The organism is Rhodococcus rhodochrous, from assembly GCF_900187265.1.
GTDB classification, from domain to species: domain Bacteria; phylum Actinomycetota; class Actinomycetes; order Mycobacteriales; family Mycobacteriaceae; genus Rhodococcus; species Rhodococcus rhodochrous.
Map to the genome: position 1 here is coordinate 2,273,006 of NZ_LT906450.1, position 24,668 is coordinate 2,297,673.

A 24,668-nucleotide genomic window follows, 5' to 3' on the forward strand; every position below is an offset into this window, starting at 1 on the left:
CGGCTCCCTGTGTTCGCGGTCCGCGCGGATGTCGATAGCATGAGGAAGTTGCCGTGTGCTCGCGGTCGTCGACCGCAGCACGTGCCCGGCGACGACCACGTATCAGGCATCGAGCCGAGGAGTCCGTCACAGTGACCACGCCCGCATCCGTGAAACCAGCCACGATCGTCCGGGTGCCCGCGGGGACCACTGCGGGCGCGGCGGTCCGTGACGCGGGTCTGCCCACCAAGGGACCCGAGACGATCGTGGTCGTCCGCGACTCCGAAGGCGCGCTGCGCGACCTGTCCTGGACGCCCGAAGCGGACGTCGAGGTCGAGGCCGTCGGCGCCGACACCGACGACGGCCGCAGCGTCATCCGCCACTCGGCCGCCCACGTGCTCGCGCAGGCCGTGCAGCAGGAGTTCCCGGAGGCCAAGCTCGGCATCGGCCCGCCGATCCGCGACGGCTTCTACTACGACTTCCAGGTCGAGCGTCCCTTCACGCCCGAGGATCTCGCGAAGCTCGAGAAGCGGATGAAGAAGATCGTCAAGGACGCCCAGCGCTTCTCGCGTCGCGTCGTCGACAGCCTCGAGGACGCCCGCGAGGAACTGAAGGACGAGCCGTTCAAGCTCGAACTCATCGACGACAAGTCCGGCATCGACGACCCCGAGGTGATGGAGGTCGGCGGCAAGGAACTGACCATCTACGACAACCTCAACCCGCGCACGGGTGAGCTCGTCTGGAAGGACCTGTGCCGCGGCCCGCACGTGCCCACCACCAAGTTCATCCCGGCCTTCAAGCTCACGCGCAGCTCCGCGGCCTATTGGCGCGGCGACCAGGACAACGCCGGCCTGCAGCGCATCTACGGCACGGCCTGGGAGTCCACCGAGGCGCTCGACGCGCACCTCGAACTCCTCGCCGAGGCCGAACGCCGCGACCACCGCAAGCTCGGCAACGAGCTCGACCTGTTCTCGTTCCCCGACGAGCTCGGTTCGGGTCTGCCCGTCTTCCATCCCAAGGGCGGCATCATCCGCCAGGAGATGGAGAACTACTCGCGCCAGCGGCACGTCGAGGCCGGCTACGAGTTCGTGTACTCGCCGCACATCACCAAGGGTCAGCTGTACGAGGTCTCCGGTCACCTCGACTGGTACCGCGACGGCATGTTCCCCGCGATGCACATCGACGAGGAGCTCAACGAGGACGGCACCGTCCGCAAGCCGGGCCAGGACTACTACCTCAAGCCCATGAACTGCCCGATGCACGACCTGATCTTCCGGTCGCGCGGGCGCTCCTACCGCGAACTGCCGCTGCGCATGTTCGAGTTCGGTTCGGTCTACCGCTACGAGAAGTCCGGTGTCGTCCACGGCCTGACCCGCGTGCGCGGCATGACGCAGGACGACGCACACATCTTCTGCACCCCGGAGCAGATGCGCGACGAGCTCACCAGCGTCCTGAACTTCATCCTCGACCTGCTCAAGGATTACGGGCTCGACGACTACTACCTCGAACTGTCGACGAAGAACCCCAAGAAGTTCGTCGGCAGCGACGAACTGTGGGACGTCGCGACCGAGACGCTGCGCGAGGTCGGTGAGGCCTCCGGCCTGAACCTCGTGCCCGACCCGGGCGGAGCCGCCTTCTACGGCCCGAAGATCTCCGTGCAGGTCAAGGACGCGCTCGGCCGCAGCTGGCAGATGTCGACGATCCAGCTCGACTTCAACCTGCCCGAACGCTTCGAGCTCGAGTACACCGGCGCCGACGGTGCCAAGCACCGCCCCGTCATGATCCACCGCGCACTGTTCGGTTCCATCGAGCGGTTCTTCGGTGTGCTCACCGAGCACTACGCCGGTGCCTTCCCCGCGTGGCTCTCGCCCGTTCAGGTCGTGGGCATCCCCGTGGCCGCCGACTTCGAGGGTCACCTGTTCGACGTCGTCGGAAAGCTGAAGGCGCAGGGGATCCGCGCCGAGGTCGACGTCTCCGACGACCGCATGCAGAAGAAGATCCGCACACACACCACGCAGAAGGTGCCGTTCATGCTGCTCGCCGGAGAGCGCGACGTCGCGGCCGGCGCGGTCAGCTTCCGCTTCCGCGACGGCACGCAGGTCAACGGCGTGCCCGTCGACGAGGCCGTGCGGATCGTCACCGAATGGGTCCGCCGCCGCGAGAACGCCTCGCCCACCGCCGAACTCGTCGGCTCCGGTGGGGAAGGCAGCCCGTCGTGACGGGCGACCGCACCCCGGGGCCCGCCGACATCCCAGCGACGGAGGACAGTCCCGCCTCGATGGTCGATCGCGGCGTGGGAGAGTCCGACCACCTGCAGCGCCTGTGGTCGCCCCACCGGATGTCGTACATCACCGAGTCCCCGCGGGGTCGCGACGAGCCGTACGAGCCCTTCACCGACATCCCGAAGATGTCCGACGAGGAGGGCCTGGTCGTCGCACGCGGCGAACTGGTGTACGCGGTGCTCAACCTGTACCCGTACAACCCGGGACATCTGATGATCGTGCCGTATCGCCGGGTGGCGAACCTCGAGGATCTGACGCCCGAGGAGAGCGCGGAGCTCATGCAGTTCGCGCAGCGCGCGCTCCGCGTCATCAAGCGCGTCTCGCGGCCGCACGGCTTCAACGTCGGCCTCAACCTCGGTGCCGCGGCGGGAGGCTCGCTGGCCGAGCATCTCCACCTGCACGTCGTCCCGCGCTGGGGCGGCGACGCCAACTTCATCACCGTCCTCGGTGGGTCGAAGGTGATGGTGCAGCTGCTGCGCGACACCCGTGCACTGCTCGCCTCGGCATGGGACGAGTGACAGCCCTCCCCGAGTCGTCGCGATCGCAGCGCACGGCCGTGGTGCCGTTCGCATGCCGATCCACCGCGGGCCGACCGCGCATTTCCGGCTCCACTCGTGGCAGGATCGGATTCCGGACACAACGGTCGGACAGGAAGACAGGGGTCGCGGGATGCTGAGCTTCTTCGGGCGTGCGTCGGTGTCGAAGGTCACCGCGCCGCTCGGCAAGGCGCTGATCCGTACCGGCCTGACTCCGGACGCCGTCACGCTCATCGGCACCGTCGCCACGATCGCCGCCGCCGTGACCCTGTTCCCCATGGGACACCTGTTCTGGGGAACGATGGTCATCTGGCTGTTCGTCATGTTCGACATGCTGGACGGCGCCATGGCCCGGGCCCGTGGGGGCGGAACGCGCTTCGGAGCGGTACTCGACGCGACCTGCGACCGGGTCGCCGACGGTGCGATCTTCGGTGGTCTCGCGTGGTGGGCCGTCTACCACGAGCAGAGCCGCCCGTTGTTCGTCGCCACCCTCGTCTGCCTCGTGACGTCGCAGGTCATCTCGTATGCGAAGGCGCGGGCCGAGGCGAGCGGTCTGTCCGCCGATGGCGGCCTGATCGAGCGACCCGACCGGCTCGTGATCGTGCTCGTGGGCGCCGGTCTCACCGGCCTCGGGCTCGACTGGGCGATCCACATCGCGATGTGGCTGCTCGTCGTCGGATCGGTGATCACGGTCTTCCAGCGGGTTCTCGCCGTCCGCAACTCCGCGGGTGCGCGCGAACTGCTTCCCATCACGCCCCCGGCCGGTGGGACGACGGAGACCCGGGACGACGGGGGAGCGCAGTGAGTGTCGGCGAGAAGGCGTCCGATCTCGCGTACGCGGGTGGCTGGCGCCTGGTCCGGGCACTGCCCGACGGCGTCGCGCGACGGTTGTTCGACGCCGGCGCCGACTATGCGGCGCGCCGTGGCGGCGGACCGCAGCAACTGCGCCGCAACCTCGCGCGGGTGCTCGGGGTGCAGCCGGACGAGGTGCCCGACGATCTGATCCGCCGGTCGGTCCGGTCCTACGCGCGCTACTGGCGCGAGGCGTTCCGCCTGCCGTCGATGGATCTCGACGCGACCGCGAAGTCGATCGATTCGTCCATCGAGGGCCGTGAGCACATCGAGGCGGCGCTCGCCGCCGGTCGCGGCGCGATCCTGGCGCTGCCCCACAGTGGGAACTGGGATCTCGCCGGCGTGTGGTGCGTCCGCTACTTCGGCGGATTGACCACGGTCGCCGAGCGCCTGCGTCCCGAGTCCCTCTACCGCCGTTTCGTGGACTACCGCGAGGGTCTCGGTTTCGAGATCTTCCCCTCGAGCGGCGGGGAGACGCCTCCGTTCGGGGAGCTGGCCGCGCGGTTGCGCGACAACCGGATCGTGTGCCTGCTCGGCGAACGCGACCTCGCTCGCAAGGGAGTCCCGGTCACCTTCTTCGGCGAACCGACCCGCATGCCCGCCGGACCGGCGAAACTGGCCATCGACACCGGTGCGGCACTGTTGCCGGTGCACTGCTGGTTCACCGAGGACGGCTGGGGGTTCCGTGTGGATCCGGAGCTCGACGTGAGCGTCGGGATCGACGCTGCCACACAGGCCCTCGCCGACCGGTTCGCCGCCAACATCGCCGCCCACCCCGAGGACTGGCACATGCTGCAACCGTTGTGGCTCGACGACCTGTCGGAGGCCCGCCGCGCCCGGATGGAGGCGTAGGTGAGGATCGGGATGGTCTGCCCGTACTCCTTCGACGTTCCCGGTGGGGTACAGGCACACGTCGTGGATCTCGCGGAGGTCCTCATCGGCCGCGGGCACGAGGTGAGCGTGCTCGCTCCCGCGTCGGAGACGACGCCCCTGCCGGACTTCGTCGTCTCCGCAGGTCGCGCCGTCGCCATTCCGTACAACGGATCGGTCGCGCGCCTGAGTTTCGGTCCCGTCTCCTACGCGCGGGTCCGCCGCTGGATCAACGACAACGATTTCGACGTCCTCCACATCCACGAACCGAACGCGCCGAGCCTGTCGATGCTCGCGCTCAAGGTGGCGGAAGGGCCGATCGTTGCGACCTTCCACACGTCGACGACGAAATCGCTGGTGCTCAGCACCTTCCAGGGCGTCCTGCAGCCCTATCTCGAGAAGATCAGCGGCCGGATCGCGGTGTCCGAGCTGGCCCGGCGCTGGCAGGTCACCTCTCTCGGCGCCGACGCGGTCGAGATCCCCAACGGCGTCGACGTGTCGTTCTTCCGGCACGCCCCGCTGCTGCCGGGCTACCCGCGACCGGGCCGCACGGTGCTCTTCCTCGGCCGGTACGACGAATCCCGCAAGGGCATGGATGTCCTGCTCGGAGCGTTGCCGGCTCTCGTCGCCCGGCATCCCGACATCGAGATCCTCGTGGTGGGGCGCGGCGACGAGGAGCGGTTGCGGAAGGAGGCGGGGCGCTACTTCCGGCACCTGCGCCTGCTCGGGCAGGTCGACGACGACGAGAAGGCGTCCGCGATGCGCAGCGCCGACGTGTACTGCGCGCCGAACCTCGGTGGTGAGAGTTTCGGCATCGTGCTCGTCGAGGCCATGGCGGCGGGGACGGCGGTCGTCGCCTCCCAACTCGACGCCTTCCGCCGTGTGTTGCGCGACGGACAGGCCGGTGTCCTCGTCCCGGTCGGCGATGCCGACGCGCTCGCACGCGGCATCCTCGAGGTCCTCGACGACGACGACCGCCGGCAGGCGCTGGTCGACTTCGGATCCACGGTGGTCGAGGCGTACGACTGGCCGGTGGTCGCTGATCAGATCCTGCGGGTCTACGAGACCGTCACCGTCGGTGCCGGCCCGGTGCGGGAGGTCCGGTCGTGACCGTCAGCGCGGTGACGATCCTCGTCCTGTCGCTGGTCGCCGCCGTGGTCGTGGCGATCGGTGTGTGGGCCTATTCCACCGCCAACCGGCTCGACCGTCTCCACGTGCGCTCGGATCTGTCCTGGCAGGCACTCGATGCGGCCCTGGCGCGCCGCGCGGTGGTCGTGCGGAGCATCGCCGCGTCGATCCCCGTCCCGGAGGGACGCGCACTCGCCCAGCTCGCCGACACCGCGGAGCGGGCCGACCGCGACCGGCGCGAGGAGGCCGAGAACGCGTTGTCGGCTGCCCTGGCACGGCTCGAGACCGGCCGGCTGCGGCCCCAGCTCGTGGCCGAACTCGCCGATGCGGAGGCACGCGTGCTCATCGCCCGCCGCTTCCACAACGACGCGGTACGCGACACCCTGGCGCTGCGCACCCGACGACCGGTCCGCTGGCTGCACCTCGGGGGAACCGCGCCGCTGCCCACCTACTTCGAGATCGCCGAGCGGGCGGGTGCAGTCGCCACCGCGTCTCCGGCCGTTCCCGGCACGGCTCCTTCTCCGAGCGCGACCCCTGCCTCCGGCACTGCCACTGCTCCCGCTGCGCGCACCACCCCCGTGCCGGATCGGGCACGCACGTCGGCCCGCGTCGTGCTGCTCGACGAGGACGGCCGGGTCCTGCTGCTGCGCGGACACGACCCGGCGGTGCCCGAGCGGCACTTCTGGTTCACGATCGGCGGCGCCGTCGAACCCGGCGAGGACCTCGCGTCGGCCGCGCTCCGCGAGCTCGCCGAGGAGACCGGCCTGCGGGTCGAGCGCGACATCCTGTGTGGGCCGATGTGGCGGCGCGTGGCCGTCTTCCCGTTCAACGGCGAGGTCCTGCACTCGGAGGAGCTGTTCTTCGCGGTGCGGGTGCCGTCCTTCGAACCCGCAGCGGACGGCTTCACCGATCTCGAGCGGAGCATGCGCCTCGAACACCGCTGGTTCGACGACGACGAACTGCAGACGCTCGTGCAGTCCGGGAACCCGGTCTACCCGCACGATCTGCCCGAGCTGCTCGACGAGGCGCGGCAGGTCGCGATGCGGCGGCTCGAGCCGGAGATCCGCGCGATCCACTGAGCCCGAGCCGCTCCTCACACGAGCGTCGACCGGAACGACCAGGCGTCCTGCAGCCGGGCGTAGAGCCTGCCCGTGGCGACCAGCTCGTCGTGCGTGCCGTCCTCGACGATCCGGCCCCGGTCGAACACCAGGATTCGATCGGTGACCCGCGCACTGTGCAGGCGGTGGGCGATCGTCACCGTGGTGCGTCCCCGTCCGATCGATGTCAGCGCCCTTTGCAGGCGCACGTCGGTTCCGGCATCGACACCGCTGGTGGCCTCGTCGAGGACCAGCAGGTCGGGGTCGACGAGCGCGGTGCGTGCCAGCGCGACGAGCTGGCGTTCGCCGACCGACAGCGCCTCACCGCGCTGGCCGGTGCGGGTGTCGAGGCCGTGCGGCAGGTCGCGGGCCCAGTCGTCGAGCCCCAGCTCGGCAAGGATCGCTTCGACGTCGTGCCGGTCGGCTCCCGGACGGGCGACGGCGATGTTCTCGAGGACGCTGCGATCGAACAGGAAGGGATCCTGGGGGACCACGGCGACACGCCGGGCGAGCGACTCGTCGCCGATGCTCGCGACGTCGACACCGGCGAAGCGGACGGTACCGGTCGTGGGGTGCAGTTGCCGGGTGAGCAGCTTGGCGAAGGTGCTCTTGCCCGAACCGGTCTCGCCCACCACCGCGACCTGCTGCCCGGCACCGATCCGCAGGTCCAGCCCGCTCAGGACCGGGCGTCCGGGGACGTAGCCCACCTCGACGGTGTCGATGTCGACGTCGAACATCCCGGGTCGCAGCGGCGTCGCGATCTCCTGTGCGACCGCGTCGGTCTCCAGGTCGAGGATCGCGAGCACCCGGCGCAGTCCCGCCTCCGAGTTCTTGGCGTCGGCGAGCGTGTTGACGGCGAACTGCAGGGGACGGACGAAGAACGTCACGAGGAAGACGAAGGCGACCACCGTCCCCACGGTGATCGACGAACCCACACCGGAGGTGCCGAGGCCGAGCACGACCCCGCCGCACATCACCGCGATCGTGATGAGTGTGTCGATGCTCTGGCCGACGGAGAACGAGGCGCTCATCGGCAGCAGCGTGCGGACCTGTGCGTCCGCCGTCGCATCGATCCGCGAATGCAACCGGGTCCGGACCCGCTCGACGGCGCCGGCGGCCCGGATCGTGTCGATCCCGGTGAGGGTCTCCGCGAACGCCGCGTACAGCTGCCCGATCCGCGAGCGCACCACGTCGAACCGGCCCGCGATGATCCGCTGCACGTAGCGGCCGACGAGCGGCACGACGCACGCGACCAGCGCCGCCAGGATCGCCAGCGGCCACGAGTACACCGCCATGACGACGAACGCGATCGTCATCTGGGTCAGGTTCTGGACGAGGGTCATGCCGCCACCCTGGGCGAACACCGTCACCGCATCGAGGTCGTCGGTGCTCCGCGCGACGAAGCCGCCCTGCGCGCCGGATTCCAGACGGGTGGGAGGCAGCCGCAGGGTGTGGTCGAGCACCCGGATCCGCAGGGCGGACACGACGTCCTCGACGGTCGAGATCAGACGACGGTTCATCAGCGACGAGCCGACGCCCGCGACCAGCACGGCCGCCATTCCCAGGAGCGCGCACCGGACGACGATCCGGGTGCGCTCCTCGGAGGTGACCGCGGTGAGCAGACCGTGATCGATCGTGTACTGCACCACGACGGGAACGACGATGCGTCCCACCGCCGCGAACGCGGCGAACGCCAGGGTGGCGGCCAGGCCGGTCCGCACCGACGGGACGAGTCGGGCGACGCGGCGGAGCAACGCGACGGTGCCGAGTCGTTCGGTGTCGGTCCTTTCGGCGTCCGGTTGTGGGGATGCGGTGGGGGACACGGTCATCGGGTCGCCCCCTCGAGTTCGGCCGTGCGTGCATTGTCGTCGTAGGCCGTCACCAGATCGCGGTAGGCGGGCACCGATGCCGCGAGACCGGCGTGAGTGCCGGTCGCGACCACCCGGCCCTGATCGACGAAGACCACCTCGTCGGCGAGTGAGATCATCGCCGGACGGTGTGCGACGACGAGGATCGTGGTCTCCGATCGTCCCTGCGAGAACTCCGCCCGCAGGTTGTCGACGACGGCACGCTCCACGGCGGGATCGAGCGCGGACGTGGCGTCGTCGAGGACGAGCACACGGGGTCGCCGCACGAGTGCCCGAGCGAGGGCGATGCGCTGACGCTGGCCGCCGGACAACCGCGCGTGACCGTCGCCGATCACGGTGTCGAGACCGTCCGGCAGTTCGTCGACGAAGCCGGCCTCGGCGAGCGCGAGCGCGCGACGGACCGCTGCCTCGTCGATCCCGTCGTCCCACAGGGTGAGGTTGTCGCGCACGGATCCGGCGAAGACGAACGGGGTCTGGGTGACGAGAGCGACGTGTCGTGCCGTGTGACCGGGTGGTGTCGTGGCCAGGTCGACGTCGTCGAGGGTCACGGTGCCCGAGGTGGGCGGGAACAGACGAGTGAGCAGCGCGACGAGGGTGGACTTGCCGGAACCGTTGCGCCCGACGAGCGCCACGATGCGTCCCGGGCGCAGATCCAGGTCGACCGAGTCGACAGCGGGCCGGTCGGCGTCGGCGAAGCGGTAGGAGACGGCATCGGCGCGCAGACGGGCCGGAGCTACCGAGTGGGGGACGGAGGCCGAGCCGGACGGCTCCGATTCGGACTCGGCCAGGACCGCCTCGACGCGGCGGCGACCGACCACACCGGCCGGCAGGACGGCGAGGAAGCGGCCGATGACACCGAGCGGCATCGCCATGGTGAGCAGCAGGTAGACGACCGAGACCAGAGCGCCGATGGTCACCGCACCGGCCTCGATCCGCACCACGCCCACGAGCAGGACCACGAGGACCGCGAACGACGGGGTCAGTTCGATGAGCGGGTCGAAGATCGCCCCGACACGACCCGCGGACCGATTGGCCCTCGCGAGTTCGTGTGCGGCGCCGGCGAATCGCCGCGTCTCGTCGTCGGTCGCTCCGAGCGTGCGGATGACCTGGGCGCCGGCGATCGCCTCGTGCGCGAGCGCGGCGACCTCGGCGCGGCGCGACTGCACCTGCCGGGCGCGCGGCGACAGGACCCGTTGGTAGACCACGTTCGTCGCGATGAGCGCGGGGATGAGCACGGCCGCGATCACACCGAGCCGGGTGTCCGTGCGGAAGACCTGGACGAGCACCGCCAGGAGCATGCCGGTCATGCCGACCGCGAACGGGAAGTGCTGCATCGGGGCGTGGGCGGAGTCGGCGTCGGAGACGGCATGGGCGAGCAGGCGACCGGTGGGATGACCTCGGTGCCAGCGCGATCCGGAATCGAGATAGTGATCGGCCAGGCGCGTGCGCGTGCGGGCCAGTCCGCGGAACTGGACGGTGCCTCCCGCGAACGTGCGGGTCACGATGCTCAGGACGCGCAACAGGGCGACGCCGATCAACGCGAGGGCCGTTGCCACAGCGACGCCGGTGGACAGCTCGCCGCGTTCGAAGCTCCCGAGGACGAGATCGTCGGTGGCCGAGCCGATCACGTCGGCGAACAGCACCGTGCACAGGCCGTTGGCGATGCTCGCGCCGATCGCGACCGCCGCGGGGACGGGGAATCGGCGACAGTCCTCGACCATCATCGCGATCCCTGCCCGGAAGGTGGCTCCGCGGAGCGGTTCACGGGCAACAGGGCGGTTCGGTGCCACGGGCATCCCAGCCTTTCGTCGGTTCCCGGACATCCGCGTGAACCCTCGAGGTGAAACGGCGGAGTGCGCCCACGGCCGTGGGCGCACATCCCTCCCATCATGAGCATCGGCAACGATCCGGGCGACGGTTCGAGTCGGCGTGATCGAAACCTCCGGAGCCCGGCCGGGGGGAGTGGACCGGCAGTGTGCAGTCCAGTTGTTGTCAACTGGCTATGGGGGTGGCTCGGATACGGCCCTAGGCTGGGGTCCGCTGCCCGTCGCCCGTGCGCCGGCAGTATTCGCCGATCCGTCCACCGAGGAGGAATCCCCATCGTGACCAGCCCCGATACCGCCCCCGTCACCGGCACCGCCCGCGTCAAGCGCGGCATGGCCGAGATGCTCAAGGGCGGGGTGATCATGGACGTGGTGACCCCCGAGCAGGCGAAGATCGCCGAGGACGCCGGCGCGGTGGCGGTCATGGCCCTCGAACGCGTGCCCGCCGACATCCGCGCGCAGGGCGGCGTGTCGCGCATGAGCGATCCCGACATGATCGACGGCATCATCGAGGCCGTCTCGATCCCCGTCATGGCCAAGGCGCGCATCGGCCACTTCGTCGAGGCGCAGATCCTGCAGGCCCTCGGGGTCGACTACATCGACGAGTCGGAGGTGCTCACCCCCGCCGACTACGAGAACCACATCGACAAGTTCGCGTTCACCGTGCCGTTCGTGTGCGGCGCCACGAATCTCGGTGAGGCACTGCGCCGTATCAACGAGGGTGCGGCGATGATCCGCTCGAAGGGCGAGGCCGGCACCGGCGACGTCTCGAACGCCACGACCCACATGCGCCGGATCCGCCAGGAGATCCGGCGCCTGACCTCGCTTCCCGAGGACGAGCTCTACGTCGCCGCCAAGGAATTGCAGGCCCCCTACGACCTCGTCGTCGAGGTCGCCCGCGCCGGCAAGCTGCCCGTCACCCTCTTCACCGCCGGTGGCATCGCCACCCCCGCCGACGCCGCGATGATGATGCAGCTCGGGGCCGAGGGCGTGTTCGTCGGATCCGGAATCTTCAAGTCGGGCAACCCTGCCCAGCGTGCGGCCGCGATCGTCAAGGCCACCACCTTCCACGACGATCCCGACGTGCTCGCGAAGGTCTCGCGGGGTCTCGGCGAGGCGATGGTCGGTATCAACGTCGACGAGATCCCGCAGCCGCACCGGCTCGCCGAACGCGGCTGGTGACCGCTCTACCGGGGTGCGCTCTACCGGGGTGCGTGCATGGCGAGCAGGGCGACGTCGTCCTGCACGCCCGCTCCGAGCGTCGCGAGCGCCTCGCGGACGGCCCCGACCGATTCCGCCGCGCTCGTCGGCTTCGACGCGCGGACGTGGTCGAGGAGCCGATCCTCCCCGTAGCGTTCACGGGTCTCGCCGGAGACGAGCGCCTCGGTCACCCCGTCGGTGTACAGCAGCAGCGTGTCGCCGGGGCGCAGCGCGAAGGTATGCTCGACGAGTCGCGGCGTGGGCAGCATCCCGATCAGCTGTCCGCCGATCGTGGGGAGATAGTCGACGTTGCCGTTGGCGCGCACGAGGAGCGGCGGCGGATGCCCACCCGAGGCGAGACGGATGTCGACCCGTCCCGTATCCGGATCGGGAGCGACCGTACCGAAGGTGAGCGTGCAGAAGGGGGCTCGCGTCTCGCTGTCGCGTTCGTCGAGCAGGGTGGTGTTGAGCGTCCTGAGCGCCGCGGACGGGAACGTCTCGTAGACCGCCGCGGCGCGCAGCGTGTAGCGGACGATCGACGTCACCGCCGCTGCGCGAGCGCCCTTTCCGCACACATCGCCGAGGAACAGCCCCCACGTGCCGGCGCGCGCGGGGAACAGGTCGTAGAAGTCGCCGCCGACCTCGTCGGGGGACGCGATGTGGTAGTACGCGTCGACCTCGAGTCCCGGTACCGCGGGCAGGCTCGGTGGAAGCAGGGTCGCCTGGAGCGTGGCGTTGATCTTGCGGAGCCGCTCACGCTCGAGTTCCGCCTCGCGACGGGCACGGAGCAGTTCTGTCTCGTAGGCGCGGCGCTCGCGCGCATCGAACAGCATCGTGCGGATCAGCGCGGGCCTGCCCTCGGCGTCCGGCTCGACCACCGAGGCGGCCAGGACCGGAAGCCGGGTCCGGTCGGCACGGACGAGTTCGAGAGCGATCCCGTTGATCTGCCCGTGCATGAGCAGGAGCGGCGCGTAATGGGTCTCGTGGTAGATACGGCCGCCCACGCTGAGCAGGTCCGAGAAGTACCGCTTGCCGACCAGTTCGTCGCTCGGGAACCCGAGCCAGTCCGTCAACGTCCGGTTCACCTCCGTGATCCGTCCGTCCGGGAGCGTCGTCAGGAATCCGCACGGCGCGTTGTCGTACAGCGCATCGCCGTGTCGGATACGGGGATCGAGGGTCCGATCGGTCGTCGCCGTCACCCCGATCGGCGCGCGAACGCCGCGATCGCGGCTGCTGTCTCTTCGGGTGCGCTGAGCTGCGGGCAGTGGCCGGTCGCGTTCAGAGTCACGAGTTCGCTCCCGGGGATCTGCTCGTGAACGAAGGCACCGACCTCGCGCGGAGCGATCGCATCGTGGGCGCACTGGGCGACGAGCGTGGGCACCGACACCGCGGCCAGATCGGAGCGATTGTCGGCGAGGAAGGTCACCCGGGCGAAGACGCGCGCCACCTCGGGATCCGTGCGGCAGAAGATCTCGGCGAGTTCGTCGCCGAGCTCCGGCCGCTCGGGATTGCCCATGATGACCGGCGCCATCGACTCGGTCCAGCCCAGATAGTTCGCTTCGAGGGATTCGAGCAGCTCGTCGATGTCGTCGGCGCTGAACCCACCTCGGTAACCGGTGGCCGGATCGTCGATGAAGCACGGGGACGGCGCGAGCAGCACGAGACCGGAGAAGACCTCCGGGGCAGCGGCCGCCGCGAGGACACCGATCGACGCGCTCACCGAGTGACCGACGAAGAGCACCGGCCCGAGATCCAGGCTCCGGCACAGGTCCACGACGTCCTCGGCGTAGGTCTCCATCCGCGAGTAGCGCTGGGAGTCCCAGGCGGTCGCATCGGAACGCCCGGAGCCGACGTGGTCGAACCGCACCACGGTGAAGTCGGGTTCGAGCAGCGGGATCACCAGTCGCCACAGGTGCTGGTCGCAGCCGAAACCGTGCGCGAGGACGACCACCGGGCCCTCTCGGTTGCCCGTGATCGTCACGCTGTTCCTGTGCACCACATCGGTGACTTGTCGCATTGCACCCCCTCCGTTCTCCCGAGGGTGTCATATTCGCTACTCGATAGCGATCCCGGTTCTCTCGCCACTTCCCGGGGACACGGCGTTCGGCACACGTCCGTGCAGCTAGCCTTCTTGCGTACGGTGCACAGAAGGAGTTCCCATGGCGAAGATCGAGCAGATCCTGGCGCTCGAACAGATCGAGAACGACATCTTCCGGGGCATAGCGACGGAGACGTTGCTGCCGCGGACGTTCGGTGGTCAGGTGGCCGGTCAGGCGCTCGTGTCGGCGGTCCGCACCGTCGATCCCGCATTCGGGGTCCACTCGCTGCACGGCTACTTCCTCCGCCCGGGGAACCCGACGATGCAGATCGTCTACCTCGTCGACCGGATCCGCGACGGCCGCTCCTTCTGCACCCGGCGCGTGACGGCCGTCCAGGACGGCAAGGCGATCTTCACCATGTCGGCGTCGTTCCACGTGCGCGACGAGGGGATCGAGCATCAGGACACGATGCCGCGGGTGCCGGCGCCGGAGGAACTGCCCGATCCGGAGACCGTGGTCGACGACGCGACCCTGCTGTGGGCGAAGAAGGAATGGGCCGAATGGGACTTCCGATTCGTTCCCCGCGACCGGATGGACTCGTCGAGCAGGATGGCCGCCCAGCAGCAGCTGTGGTTCAAGTCCCGCGAGATCCTCCCCGACGACCCGGTCTTCCACGTGTGCACGCTCGCGTACATGAGCGACATGACGTTGCTCGGCTCGGCGAGCGTCGGCCACGACGACGAACGGACGCAGGGCGCATCCCTGGACCACGCGATGTGGTTCCTGCGACCGTTCCGCGCCGACGACTGGCTGCTCTACGACCAGACGTCACCCTCCGCCGGGCTGGGGCGCGCACTGACCCAGGGGCGGATCTTCGATCGCAACGGCAACATGGTCGCGGCGGTGGTGCAGGAAGGACTCACGCGGTACCTGCGCGAGTCCTGAACGAGGGCGTCCCCGACGAGGACGTCCCCACAGAGTGCCTGCGCATCGGCGACCCCGAACGGACAGGCAGGCAACGATGACCATTTCCTCTCCCACGATCGGCGTCCTGGCACTGCAGGGCGACGTCCGCGAACACCGCAGTGCTCTCGAGGCGGCGGGTGCGCGGACGATCGCGGTGCGGCGCGAGCGCGAACTCGACGAGGTCGACGGCATCGTCCTCCCCGGCGGCGAGTCCACGACCGTCAGCCGTCTGTTGCGCGTGTTCGATCTGCTCGAGCCGTTGCGGAGCCGGTTGAAGGCGGGCCTGCCCGCCTACGGTTCGTGCGCCGGCATGATCCTGCTCGCCTCCCGGGTGCTCGACACCACCGAGGACGCCGAACACCTCGACGCCCTCGACATCGTGGTGCGCCGCAACGCGTTCGGCCGTCAGGTCGACTCGTTCGAGACCGACCTGCCGCTGACCGGCCTCGACGACGGGCCCGTGCGTGCGGTGTTCATCCGCGCACCGTGGGTGGAGGAGGTCGGGCCCGACGTCGAGGTCCTGGCCACGGTGCCGGACGGGCCGGCGGCGGGCCGGGTGGTCGCGGTGCGTCAGGGTGCCGTGATCGCGACCTCCTTCCATCCCGAGATCACCGGCGACCATCGCGTGCACCGGTTCTTCGTGGAGACCGTGCGCTCGGCCACCTGACCGCGGAGCGCGCCCGACGACCTCGACGACATGACGACACGGCCACCGTGCCGGTGGCCCACACCGGGAGCGAGTAGAATCGACGCTCCGACCTGTCGGTTGACGCCGACCACACTTCGCCGGAAGGGGCTCGAAGCGAATGAGCGGCCACTCCAAATGGGCCACCACCAAGCACAAGAAGGCGGTCATCGATGCCAAGCGCGGCAAGATGTTCGCGAAGCTCATCAAGAACATCGAGGTGGCGGCTCGGACCGGCGGTGGCGACCCGGCGGGTAACCCGACCCTGTTCGACGCCATCCAGAAGGCGAAGAAGAACTCGGTCCCGAACGACAACATCGAGCGTGCCCGCAAGCGTGGCGGCGGTGAGGAAGCCGGCGGTGCCGACTGGCAGACCATCACCTACGAGGGCTACGGCCCCAACGGTGTCGCGCTGCTCATCGAGTGTCTGACCGACAACCGCAACCGCGCCGCCGGCGAGGTCCGCACGGCGATGACCCGCAACGGCGGCAACATGGCCGATCCGGGTTCGGTCGCCTACCTGTTCACCCGCAAGGGAGTCGTCGTGCTCGAGAAGAACGGCCGCTCCGAGGACGAGATCCTCGAGGTCGTCCTCGAAGCGGGTGCCGAGGAGATCAACGATCTCGGCGACTCCTTCGAGATCGTCTCCGAGGCGTCCGACCTGATCGCCGTGCGTACGGCTCTCGTCGACGCCGGCATCGACTACGACTCGGCCGACCCCGATTTCCGGGCGTCCGTCGAGGTGCCGGTCGACGCCGAGGGTGCACGCAAGGTCATGAAGCTGGTCGACGCGCTCGAGGACTGCGACGACGTGCAGAACGTCTACACGAACGTCGACATCTCCGACGACGTCCTCGCCGAACTCGACGCCTGAGCGACGCTCTCGTCGTACTCGTCCACGAGCGACGCTCGTCGTACTTGTCACAGCGGCCGGGGTCGCGTGTCGGTCTCCCGGCACCCGATCCCGGCCGCTATGCTCTCGAACAGGCGTTCGCAATCGTGCGAAGCGAGGTCGGGTCCGTCGAAGGCGTCGGAAACCGGCCGTATTCGGGTGTCGAGAGGTGAGTCGGGTGCGCGTGATGGGTGTCGACCCCGGTCTGACCCGCTGTGGTCTGGGGATGGTCGACACGGGACGCGGACGCGACGTGATCCCCGTCGCCGTCGGTGTCATCCGCACCTCGCCCGAACTCGACCTCGAGCACCGGCTCCTCAAGGTCTCCGACTCGGTCGAGGAGTGGATGGACCGCTACAAGCCCGACGTCGTGGCGATCGAGCGCGTGTTCTCCCAGCACAACGTACGTACCGCGATGGGCACCGCGCAGGCCGGCGGCGTCGTCGCCCTCGCCGCCGCGCGGCGCTCGATCCCGGTCATGTTCCACACGCCGAGCGAGGTGAAGGCCGCGGTCACCGGCAGTGGCACGGCCGACAAGAAGCAGGTGACCACGATGATCACCCGCATCCTCAAGCTCGACGCCGCGCCGAAGCCCGCCGACGCCGCAGACGCACTCGCACTCGCCGTCGCACACTGTTGGCGGGCCCCGCTGCTCGCCAGACTCGCGGCCGCCGAAGCTGCGGCCGCCCAGCAGAAGAAACGCTACGAGGAGCGGCTGCGCGAACAGTCGGCCGCACGGAAGGCAGGTAGCCGGTGATCGCCTCGGTACACGGCGAGGTACTCGACATAGCCCTCGACCACGTGGTGATCGAGGCGGGTGGGATCGGCTATCGGATCAACACCACACCCGCCACCCTCGCGGGTCTCCGGCGCGGCGAGCAGGCCAGGCTCGCCACCGCGATGATCGTCCGCGAGGACTCCATGACGCTGTACGGCTTCGTCGACGCGGAGGCGCGCGAACTGTTCGGCCTGCTGCAGACGGTCAGCGGCGTCGGTCCCCGGCTCGCCATGGCCACGCTCGCCGTCCTCGAACCCGATGCTCTGCGTGCGGCTCTCGCCGACGGCAACACCTCGGCCCTGACGCGGGTGCCCGGGATCGGCAAGCGTGGGGCCGAACGCATGATCGTCGAACTGCGCGACAAGGTCGCGGCCTTCGGCGCCACGGGTTCGTCGCCCGTCGCGGCCGGTGCTTCGCCGCTGCGCGACCAGATCGTCGAGGCGCTGGTGGGTCTCGGATTCACGCCGCGTCAGGCCGAGCCGGCCGCCGACAAGGTCCTCACCGAGGACCCGGGCGCCGACGTCTCGACGGCACTGCGCTCGGCGCTCAAGCTGCTGGGCAGGTCGCGGTGACCGACGAGTACCGCGAGTTCGACGCGGCAGGAGCGGACCGCGAGCGGTCGCCGGTCACGGCGGAGCATCTGCCCTCCGACAGCGACATCGAGACCAGCCTGCGCCCGACCAGCCTCGACGACTTCATCGGGCAACCGCGGGTCCGCGAGCAGCTGCAGCTCGTCCTGCGAGGAGCGAAGCTGCGCGGCGGCACTCCCGACCACATCCTCCTGTCCGGTCCGCCCGGTCTCGGCAAGACGTCGATGGCGATGATCATCGCCGCCGAACTCGGCACGTCGCTGAGACTGACCTCCGGTCCCGCGCTCGAACGCGCCGGCGATCTCGCCGCGATGCTGTCGAATCTCGCCGAGGGCGACGTGCTGTTCATCGACGAGATCCACCGCATCGCCCGACCGGCCGAGGAGATGCTGTACCTCGCGATGGAGGACTTCCGCGTCGACGTCGTGGTGGGCAAGGGCCCCGGCGCGACGTCCATCCCGCTCGAGGTCGCACCCTTCACCCTCGTCGGCGCGACCACGCGTTCCGGCGCCCTCACCGGCCCGCTCCGCGACCGGTTCGGTTTCACCGCGCACATGGACTTCTACGAGCCTCCCGAACTGCAGCGGATCCTGCACCGTTCCGCGTCGATCCTCGGGATCGATCTGCGCGACGACGCCGCCACGGAGATCGCCGGTCGTTCCCGCGGCACGCCGCGTATCGCCAACCGGTTGCTGCGCCGCGTCCGCGACTACGCCGACGTGCGCGCCGACGGTGTCGTGACCCGGGCCGTCGCACAGGCCGCCCTCGAGGTGTACGACGTCGATCCCATCGGTCTCGATCGTCTCGACCGCGCCGTCCTCGGCGCACTCGTCCGCAGTTTCGGTGGCGGCCCGGTCGGCGTGTCGACACTCGCCGTGGCCGTGGGGGAGGAGCCCGCCACCGTCGAGGAGGTGTGCGAGCCGTTCCTGGTCCGCGCCGGCATGGTCGCCCGAACCCCGCGCGGACGTGTGGCCACGCAGGCCGCCTGGTTGCAGCTCGGCCTCACCCCGCCGCCGGAGGCCGCCACCGGGGGCATCGAGGTGCGTGCGCGCGAACCCCAGCTCGAGCTGTTCGAGGACGACCCCGACACGACCCTCGAGGGCGGTGTCGATCCGTCCGACCCGGACGATCCGGACGTACGGCGGTAGGACGCTCGCCCGGGGAATGGCACACTGGTCTACTGCGTCGGTCCGTGGAGGCCGATCCCGACGTCGTGGTGCCGCATGCGCCACCACGACCCGCTGGTGTCGCCCGCGTCACCACCCACCGACAACGAACGAGGACTGACTTCAACGATGGAACTGCTCTTCCCTCTCCTGATCCTGGCACTGCTCGTCCCGACCTTCCTGGGCGTGCGGCGTCAGAAGAAGGAGATGCAGAAGGTGACGGCGCTGCAGGACTCCCTGCGCATCGGCGACCGCGTGATGACCACCGCGGGTCTGCACGCCACGGTGGCCGCCCTCGCCGACGACACCGTCGATCTCGAGATCGCGCCGGGTGTCGTCACGACCTGGTCGCGTCTGGTCATCCGGGAGCGCGTCGAGACCGAGACCCCGCAGGATCCGGATCTGCTCCGCAAGGACGACGATGCGACCCCGCCGGAGGGACGTCCGACCGAGTACTGACAGCCGATTCGCGACGCACGGTTTCGGCACCGGAGTCTCCGGTGCCGGTGCCGAGCGCCGCGCGACTGCACCCGACCACCACTCACTCGCATCGAGGAGACTGACAGACCGTGGCACCTTCCAACGGATCGGTGCATCCCGTGCGCGCTCTCGCCCTGTTCGGGGTGATTCTCGCCGCGTTGTATGCACTGGTCTTCTTCACCGGGGACAAGTCGCCCACCCCGAAGCTGGGCATCGACCTGCAGGGTGGCACCCGCGTCACCCTCACCGCGCGAACCCCCGACGGGAGCAGCCCGAGTCCGGACAGCCTCCGCCAGGCCCAGCAGATCATCGAGACCCGCGTCAACGGCCTCGGTGTGTCGGGTTCGGAAGTGATCGTCGAGGGCGACAACCTCGTGATCACCGTCCCGGGTGAGGACAGCTCCCAGGCCAGGACGCTGGGCCAGACCGCCCGTCTGTACATCAGGCCGGTGATCGGGGGACCGATCGACGCGAACATGACCGCCGAGGATCTCGCCGAGCAGCCCGGCGCCGGTACGCCCGAGGGTGGGCTGCCCGCAGAACCGGCCCCTGCCGAACCGGCACCCGGCGAACCCGCACCGGCCGATCAGGCTCCGCCCGCCGATGCGCCCGAACCGCAGGGACGTCCGTTCCCGGCGCAGGATCCCACCGCGCCCACCGATGCCCCGGAACCGGCCGAGACGCCCGAGGCTCCGACCGAGCCCACCGGAGTACCCGAGGTTCCCGAGAACGACGGCTCGCTCACCCCGCAGGAACAGGCGGCCGCCGACATCGCCGCGGCCAAGGCCACTCGCCAGAGCGAGGACCCCGCGGTGCAGCAGGCCGCGGCTCTCGCGCTCGACTGCTCCGCGGCCGACCCGCTCGCAGGCAACGACGACCCGGCGCTTCCGCTCGTCGCGTGCTCCACGGACGGCACCGCGATCTACCTGCTCGGCCCGAGCATCATCGACGGCCAGCAGATCGACGACGCCACCTCCGGCTTCAACCAGCAGCAGTCGCGCTACGAGGTCAGCCTGACCTTCGACAGCGAGGGCAGCAACACCTGGGCACAGTTCACCGCCGCGAACATCGGTCAGCAGGCCGCCTTCGTGCTCGACTCGAAGGTCGTCAGCGCCCCGGTGATCCAGGGCGCCACCCCCGCCGGCAGCGCCACCTCGATCACCGGCCAGTTCACGAACACGCAGGCCGCCGAGCTCGCGAACACCCTCAAGTACGGCTCGCTCCCGCTGTCGTTCGTCGCGTCCGAAGCCGAGACCGTCTCCGCGACACTGGGTCTGGCCTCGCTCGAGGCCGGCCTGATCGCCGGTGCGGTGGGCCTGGCCCTCGTGCTGATCTTCTGCCTCGCCTACTACCGGATGCTCGGACTGCTCACCGCACTGTCGCTCGTCCTGTCGGGTCTGGCGGTCTACGCGGTCATGGTGCTGCTCGGCCGATACATCGGGTTCACGCTCGACCTCGCCGGCGTCGCCGGTCTCATCATCGGTATCGGCATGACCGCCGACTCGTTCGTCGTCTTCTTCGAACGGATCAAGGACGAGATCCGCGAGGGACGAAGTTTCCGTTCCGCCGTGCCGCGCGGTTGGGCCCGTGCCCGCCGGACCATCCTTTCCGGTAACGCGGTCAGCTTCATCGCCGCCGCCGTGCTCTACGTCCTGGCCGTCGGTCAGGTCCGTGGCTTCGCGTTCACCCTCGGCCTCACCACGATCCTCGACGTCGTCGTGGTGTTCCTCGTGACCTGGCCGCTGGTGTTCCTGGCCTCGAAGTCGAAGTTCTGGTCCAAGCCGAGTGTGAACGGTCTGGGCGCGATCCAGCAGGTGGCCGACGAGCGTCGCCTCGTTGCCGCGACCGCTGCGAAGGAGGCGTGACGATGACCGACACGACCACGACGACGGCCATACCGCAGCACGGTCTGCTGTCCCGCCTGTACACCGGCACGGGTGCCTTCGAGATCGTCGGCCGCCGCAAGCGGTGGTACATCGTCACCGCGGTGATCGTGCTGATCGCCCTGCTCAGCATGCTGCTGCGCGGATTCAGCTGGGGTATCGACTTCGAGGGCGGCACCCGCATCCAGATGCCGGCAGTGGCCGGTGTCTCCGTCGACGATGTCGAAACCGTTTTCAGCGACACGATCGGCTTCGAACCCGAAGCGGTGCAGACCGTCGGCGCCGGAGACGGTGCGACCGTGCAGATCCGGTCGGAGACCCTCGACATCGAGCAGGTCGCCGAGCTGCAGACCGCGCTGTTCGAGGAGTTCCAGCCCGCCGGGCCGGACGGTGAGCCGTCCCGCAACGCGATCAGCGTCGCCGATGTCAGCGAGACGTGGGGAAGCCAGATCACCAACAAGGCGCTGATCGCGCTGGTGGTCTTCCTGGTCATCGTGAGCATCTACATCACGATCCGATACCAGCGGAACATGGCGGCCGCAGCGATCGCGGCCCTGTTCTTCGACATCATCGTGACAGCGGGTGTCTACGCCCTCGTCGGTTTCGAGGTCACCCCGGCGACCGTCATCGGTCTGCTCACGATCCTCGGTTTCTCGCTCTACGACACGGTCGTGGTCTTCGACAAGGTCGAGGAGAACACCCGCGGCATCCTGCACCTGCACCGCCGCACCTACGCCGAGCAGGCCAATCTCGCCGTCAACCAGACGCTCATGCGCTCGATCAACACCACGATCATCTCGGTGTTGCCGGTGCTGGCGCTGATGGTCATCGCGGTGTGGCTCCTCGGTGTGGGCACGCTCAAGGACCTCGCCCTCGTCCAGTTGGTCGGCATCGTCGTCGGTACCTTCTCGTCGATCTTCTTCGCGACCCCGTTGCTGGTTACGCTCGAGGAATGGCGTGGTCCGGTCGCGAAGCACACCCGCAAGGTGCTCGCCAAGCGGGAGGAGGCCGCCGCCCGCGCAGCGAAGGCCGGGACGACGGCCGGATCGCAGTCGGCCGACGCGGTCGACGCGAAGGTGGTGCCGACGGTGCAGGGTGCCGGATCCCTGCCCGACCGGGCGACGGTCCGTCGCGGCCCCGCCCCCGGGGCACGACCCACGGGAAAGCGCGGCAAGAGAAGGTCCTGACATGGCGGTGAGCGAGCGGAACGACCCGACGACGAGGCGGTCGCCGAGGCGCCGCGGCACGCTCCTCGCGTGCGCGGCGGTGGCCTCGACACTCGCGTTCTCCACCGTCGCGTGCGGCACGGACGAGGAACCGGTGCACTCGATCGGGTACGCGATCGACAACACGGTGACGACCTACAACGCGAACACCGTCGACGGTGCGGCCTCGGGCGCGCGCCAGGCGTTCGCCCGGGTGCTGCCGGGCTTCGGCTACGTCGGCCCGTCGGGCCGGGTGATCGCGGACACCGACATCGGCACCGCCTCGGTCGTGCCCGGTGAGGGGCTCACCGTGCAGTACCGCCTGTCGCCGGACGCGGTCTACTCCGACGGTGTGCCCATGTCCTGCGACGACCTCGTCCTGGCCTGGGCCGCGTCGAGCGGACGCTTCACCGCTCCCGACGAGTCCGGCGAGCAGGTCCCGCTGTTCGACGCCGCCCATCGTGGTGGTTACGCCGACATCGACCGGGTCGACTGTCAGCCCGGGTCGAAGGAGGCCACCGTCGTCTTCCGGCCCGGCCGCGAGGACACGAACTGGAAGGCGCTGTTCGGGGCCACCGAGCTGATGCCGGCCCACGTGGCGGCAGGAAGGTCGGGTGTGTCCGACCTGGTCGGCGCGATCACGGCGAACGACACCGAGGCCGTCCGGCGCATCGCGGAGTTCTGGAACACCGGCTGGACCCTCACCCCGGGTGAGATCGATCCGGCGCTGTTCCCGTCCGCGGGCCCGTACCGCATCGAGTCGTACACCGCCGAGGACGGCCTGACGCTCGTCGCGAACGAGCGGTGGTGGGGAAACGCTCCGGGCACCGACCGCATCGTCGTCTGGCCGCGCGGCACCGACACGTCCGCGGCCGCGGAGGACGGCCGCATCCACGTCGTCGACGTGGCCGAGGGATCCGTCGGTCACAGCAACCTCGGCGACGGCGCCGACGTCTCCACCGTCGTCTCACGCAACCTCGAACAACTGGTGTTCGCCACGAGCGGTGTCTTCCAGGACCCGGCGGCGCGCCGCGCAGTCGCCCTGTGCACACCTCGCACACAGCTGTTCGACGAACTCGGCGCATCCGACGAGTCGAACGGCGTCACGGGCCCGATCACCTCGCGGCTCCTGGCGCCCGACTCACCGCTGTACCCGCAGACCGTGCCGACCGCCGAACGCTACGCCGAGGTCGACATCGACGCCGCGCGTTCCGAACGTGAGGCCTCCGGTCAGGACCGCATGCAGGTCCGCATCGGCTATCTCGGACCGGACGAGCGCCGCGCGCGCACCGTCGAGCTGATCGGCGAGTCCTGCCGCGAGGCGGGCATCGAGATCGTCGACGCCGGCTCCGACAGCTTCACGCCGTCGCAACTGACGGCGAGGGACGTCGACGCGATCCTCGTCGGGACGGCCACGGCGGCCGGTGCCGGTGGCGCCGCCGACATGGAGCACGCCCGCGACGCACTGCACTCCGGCGCCGGCAGCAATGTCGGCGGCTATTCGATCGGCCGCGTCGACGAACTGCTCGACGGTCTGCTCGTGGCGAAGGACAACGCGGCCATCGCCGGACTCGCGACCGAGGCCGAACGCATCCTGTGGGGCGACGTCCCCACCCTGCCCCTGTTCGCGCAGCCCCGCACGATCGGGTTCGCGGCGGGAATGCATGCCGGGGTGCCGAACCCGACGACCGCGGGTGCGGGCTGGAACATGGACCGGTGGATACTCGGAGGATGAACGCTCAACGGATCGGCGACCCGCGGCTCGTCGAGGAAGCTGCCGGGGCCGTGGCCGAACACACCCGATGGGTCGACGACTTCCCGACCGCAGGTGTCCGTTTCGCCGACCTGACGCCCGTCTTCGCCGACGGACCGTCCTTCTCGGCCGTGATCGCGGCGCTGGCCTCCGCTGCGCCCGACGCCGAACTCGTCGCCGGTATCGATGCGCGCGGCTTTCTCCTCGGCGGCGGCATCGCCCGCACCCTCGGGGTGGGCGTGCTCGCCGTCCGCAAGGCGGGCAAACTCCCGCCGCCCGTCCAGACTTGTGAATACAGCCTCGAATACGGCACCGCCGCGATCGAGATCCCGGGCGACTGGATGGCCCTCCAGGGCCGCAAGGTGCTCGTCGTCGACGACGTCCTCGCGACCGGCGGAACCCTCGCCGCGACCGTCGAACTGCTCGAACGCGTCGGCGCCGAGGTCGTCGGGATCACCGTCGTCACCGAGATCGAAGCTCTCGGAGGCCGGGCGCGACTGCAGAAGTACCCGCTCACGTCTCTCGTGCGGATCTGAGAGATAGAGTTGCCACAGGTGCCGGTGAACCCGCCGGGCCCGTACGGTCCGGACATGCGC

At 69.7% G+C, this 24,668-nt stretch carries 22 protein-coding genes; 18 read left to right on the forward strand and 4 right to left on the reverse strand.

The genetic code is table 11. From position 1 onward, the window contains the following. Positions 1-131: 131 nt before the first annotated feature. From thrS to CKW34_RS10435, 6 genes are all read left to right on the forward strand, one after another. On the forward strand, positions 132-2,198 hold the full coding sequence (gene thrS / locus CKW34_RS10410; protein WP_059381312.1) for a threonine--tRNA ligase: 2,067 nt from the start codon (positions 132-134) through the stop codon (positions 2,196-2,198). A gap of 59 nt (positions 2,199-2,257) precedes the next feature. Beyond that, positions 2,258-2,779: an ATP adenylyltransferase gene (locus tag CKW34_RS10415; RefSeq protein WP_051033086.1), complete on the forward strand. Its 522-nt coding sequence runs from the start codon at positions 2,258-2,260 to the stop codon at positions 2,777-2,779. Between the two features lie 151 nt (positions 2,780-2,930). Continuing rightward, positions 2,931-3,602 (forward strand): phosphatidylinositol phosphate synthase, encoded by a 672-nt coding sequence (gene pgsA, locus CKW34_RS10420; RefSeq protein ID WP_026061728.1) that lies wholly within the window; start codon positions 2,931-2,933, stop codon positions 3,600-3,602. After that, positions 3,599-4,501, forward strand: coding sequence for a phosphatidylinositol mannoside acyltransferase (locus CKW34_RS10425; protein WP_059381313.1), 903 nt, complete (start codon positions 3,599-3,601; stop codon positions 4,499-4,501). Before pgsA ends, CKW34_RS10425 begins: the two co-directional genes overlap by 4 nt. Then, on the forward strand, positions 4,502-5,629 hold the full coding sequence (locus CKW34_RS10430; protein WP_059381314.1) for a glycosyltransferase family 4 protein: 1,128 nt from the start codon (positions 4,502-4,504) through the stop codon (positions 5,627-5,629). It abuts the gene before it with no gap. Continuing rightward, positions 5,626-6,726: an NUDIX hydrolase gene (locus CKW34_RS10435; RefSeq protein WP_059381315.1), complete on the forward strand. Its 1,101-nt coding sequence runs from the start codon at positions 5,626-5,628 to the stop codon at positions 6,724-6,726. The genes CKW34_RS10430 and CKW34_RS10435 overlap by 4 nt, the downstream gene beginning before the upstream one ends. 14 nt (positions 6,727-6,740) lie before the next feature. On the opposite strand, the gene CKW34_RS10440 is transcribed toward CKW34_RS10435, so the two are convergent. Further along, positions 6,741-8,573 carry an ABC transporter ATP-binding protein gene (locus CKW34_RS10440; protein ID WP_059381316.1) on the reverse strand — a complete coding sequence of 611 codons (1,833 nt, stop codon included), beginning with the start codon at positions 8,571-8,573 and terminating at the stop codon, positions 6,741-6,743. Next, positions 8,570-10,402 (reverse strand): ABC transporter ATP-binding protein, encoded by a 1,833-nt coding sequence (locus CKW34_RS10445; RefSeq protein WP_162232226.1) that lies wholly within the window; start codon positions 10,400-10,402, stop codon positions 8,570-8,572. The genes CKW34_RS10440 and CKW34_RS10445 overlap by 4 nt, the downstream gene beginning before the upstream one ends. 312 nt (positions 10,403-10,714) lie before the next feature. Between CKW34_RS10445 and pdxS the strand changes: the two genes are divergently transcribed. Continuing rightward, positions 10,715-11,617, forward strand: a complete 903-nt coding sequence (gene pdxS / locus CKW34_RS10450; protein WP_059381317.1) for a pyridoxal 5'-phosphate synthase lyase subunit PdxS — start codon at positions 10,715-10,717, stop codon at positions 11,615-11,617. A gap of 20 nt (positions 11,618-11,637) precedes the next feature. Here the strand turns inward: pdxS and CKW34_RS10455 are convergent, their stop codons facing one another. Both CKW34_RS10455 and CKW34_RS10460 read right to left on the reverse strand, forming a co-directional pair. Beyond that, complete coding sequence (locus CKW34_RS10455; RefSeq protein WP_059381318.1) at positions 11,638-12,834, reverse strand: SpoIIE family protein phosphatase; 1,197 nt, start codon at positions 12,832-12,834, stop codon at positions 11,638-11,640. Continuing rightward, positions 12,831-13,652, reverse strand: a complete 822-nt coding sequence (locus CKW34_RS10460) for an alpha/beta fold hydrolase (RefSeq protein ID WP_059381319.1) — start codon at positions 13,650-13,652, stop codon at positions 12,831-12,833. Before CKW34_RS10460 ends, CKW34_RS10455 begins: the two co-directional genes overlap by 4 nt. A 142-nt stretch (positions 13,653-13,794) precedes the next feature. Between CKW34_RS10460 and tesB the strand changes: the two genes are divergently transcribed. The 11 genes from tesB (at position 13,795) to CKW34_RS10515 (ending at position 24,608) form a co-directional block, all read left to right on the forward strand. Further along, positions 13,795-14,619, forward strand: coding sequence for an acyl-CoA thioesterase II (tesB, locus tag CKW34_RS10465; protein WP_059381320.1), 825 nt, complete (start codon positions 13,795-13,797; stop codon positions 14,617-14,619). Positions 14,620-14,695: 76 nt separating this feature from the next. Then, a complete protein-coding gene (gene pdxT, locus CKW34_RS10470; protein ID WP_174479578.1) occupies positions 14,696-15,307 on the forward strand; it encodes a pyridoxal 5'-phosphate synthase glutaminase subunit PdxT in 612 nt (203 codons plus the stop codon). Positions 15,308-15,446: 139 nt separating this feature from the next. Then, the gene (locus tag CKW34_RS10475; protein ID WP_059381321.1) at positions 15,447-16,199 is read left to right on the forward strand and encodes a YebC/PmpR family DNA-binding transcriptional regulator; all 753 of its coding nucleotides are present in this window, start codon (positions 15,447-15,449) and stop codon (positions 16,197-16,199) included. A 196-nt stretch (positions 16,200-16,395) separates the two neighbouring features. Beyond that, the gene (gene ruvC / locus CKW34_RS10480) at positions 16,396-16,974 is read left to right on the forward strand and encodes a crossover junction endodeoxyribonuclease RuvC (RefSeq protein WP_059381322.1); all 579 of its coding nucleotides are present in this window, start codon (positions 16,396-16,398) and stop codon (positions 16,972-16,974) included. Beyond that, complete coding sequence (ruvA, locus tag CKW34_RS10485) at positions 16,971-17,567, forward strand: Holliday junction branch migration protein RuvA (RefSeq protein WP_059381323.1); 597 nt, start codon at positions 16,971-16,973, stop codon at positions 17,565-17,567. Before ruvC ends, ruvA begins: the two co-directional genes overlap by 4 nt. After that, entirely contained in the window at positions 17,564-18,733 is a 1,170-nt protein-coding gene (gene ruvB / locus CKW34_RS10490) for a Holliday junction branch migration DNA helicase RuvB (RefSeq protein WP_059381324.1), read from the forward strand. The genes ruvA and ruvB overlap by 4 nt, the downstream gene beginning before the upstream one ends. A 147-nt stretch (positions 18,734-18,880) precedes the next feature. Next, a complete protein-coding gene (gene yajC, locus CKW34_RS10495) occupies positions 18,881-19,210 on the forward strand; it encodes a preprotein translocase subunit YajC (RefSeq protein WP_016694925.1) in 330 nt (109 codons plus the stop codon). Between the two features lie 110 nt (positions 19,211-19,320). Continuing rightward, the gene (gene secD / locus CKW34_RS10500) at positions 19,321-21,096 is read left to right on the forward strand and encodes a protein translocase subunit SecD (RefSeq protein WP_059381325.1); all 1,776 of its coding nucleotides are present in this window, start codon (positions 19,321-19,323) and stop codon (positions 21,094-21,096) included. A gap of 2 nt (positions 21,097-21,098) precedes the next feature. Then, on the forward strand, positions 21,099-22,301 hold the full coding sequence (gene secF, locus CKW34_RS10505; RefSeq protein ID WP_231921867.1) for a protein translocase subunit SecF: 1,203 nt from the start codon (positions 21,099-21,101) through the stop codon (positions 22,299-22,301). 1 nt (position 22,302) lies between these two features. Further along, positions 22,303-24,054, forward strand: a complete 1,752-nt coding sequence (locus tag CKW34_RS10510) for an ABC transporter substrate-binding protein (protein WP_059381327.1) — start codon at positions 22,303-22,305, stop codon at positions 24,052-24,054. Then, the gene (locus CKW34_RS10515; RefSeq protein WP_059381328.1) at positions 24,051-24,608 is read left to right on the forward strand and encodes an adenine phosphoribosyltransferase; all 558 of its coding nucleotides are present in this window, start codon (positions 24,051-24,053) and stop codon (positions 24,606-24,608) included. Before CKW34_RS10510 ends, CKW34_RS10515 begins: the two co-directional genes overlap by 4 nt. The last annotated feature ends 60 nt before the right edge of the window (positions 24,609-24,668 follow it).

Bases quoted from the DNA above. Each gene is read 5' to 3' on its own strand.
- pdxT (WP_174479578.1), top strand. From the start codon at position 14,696: ATGACCATTTCCTCTCCCACGATCGGCGTCCTGGCACTGCAGGGCGAC.
- pgsA (WP_026061728.1), top strand. From the start codon at position 2,931: ATGCTGAGCTTCTTCGGGCGTGCGTCGGTGTCGAAGGTCACCGCGCCG.
- CKW34_RS10515 (WP_059381328.1), top strand. From the start codon at position 24,051: ATGAACGCTCAACGGATCGGCGACCCGCGGCTCGTCGAGGAAGCTGCC.
- yajC (WP_016694925.1), top strand. From the start codon at position 18,881: ATGGAACTGCTCTTCCCTCTCCTGATCCTGGCACTGCTCGTCCCGACC.
- CKW34_RS10475 (WP_059381321.1), top strand. From the start codon at position 15,447: ATGAGCGGCCACTCCAAATGGGCCACCACCAAGCACAAGAAGGCGGTC.
- CKW34_RS10440 (WP_059381316.1), bottom strand. From the start codon at position 8,573: ATGACCGTGTCCCCCACCGCATCCCCACAACCGGACGCCGAAAGGACC.
- CKW34_RS10510 (WP_059381327.1), top strand. From the start codon at position 22,303: ATGGCGGTGAGCGAGCGGAACGACCCGACGACGAGGCGGTCGCCGAGG.
- tesB (WP_059381320.1), top strand. From the start codon at position 13,795: ATGGCGAAGATCGAGCAGATCCTGGCGCTCGAACAGATCGAGAACGAC.
- CKW34_RS10460 (WP_059381319.1), bottom strand. From the start codon at position 13,652: ATGCGACAAGTCACCGATGTGGTGCACAGGAACAGCGTGACGATCACG.
- CKW34_RS10415 (WP_051033086.1), top strand. From the start codon at position 2,258: ATGGTCGATCGCGGCGTGGGAGAGTCCGACCACCTGCAGCGCCTGTGG.
- secF (WP_231921867.1), top strand. From the start codon at position 21,099: ATGACCGACACGACCACGACGACGGCCATACCGCAGCACGGTCTGCTG.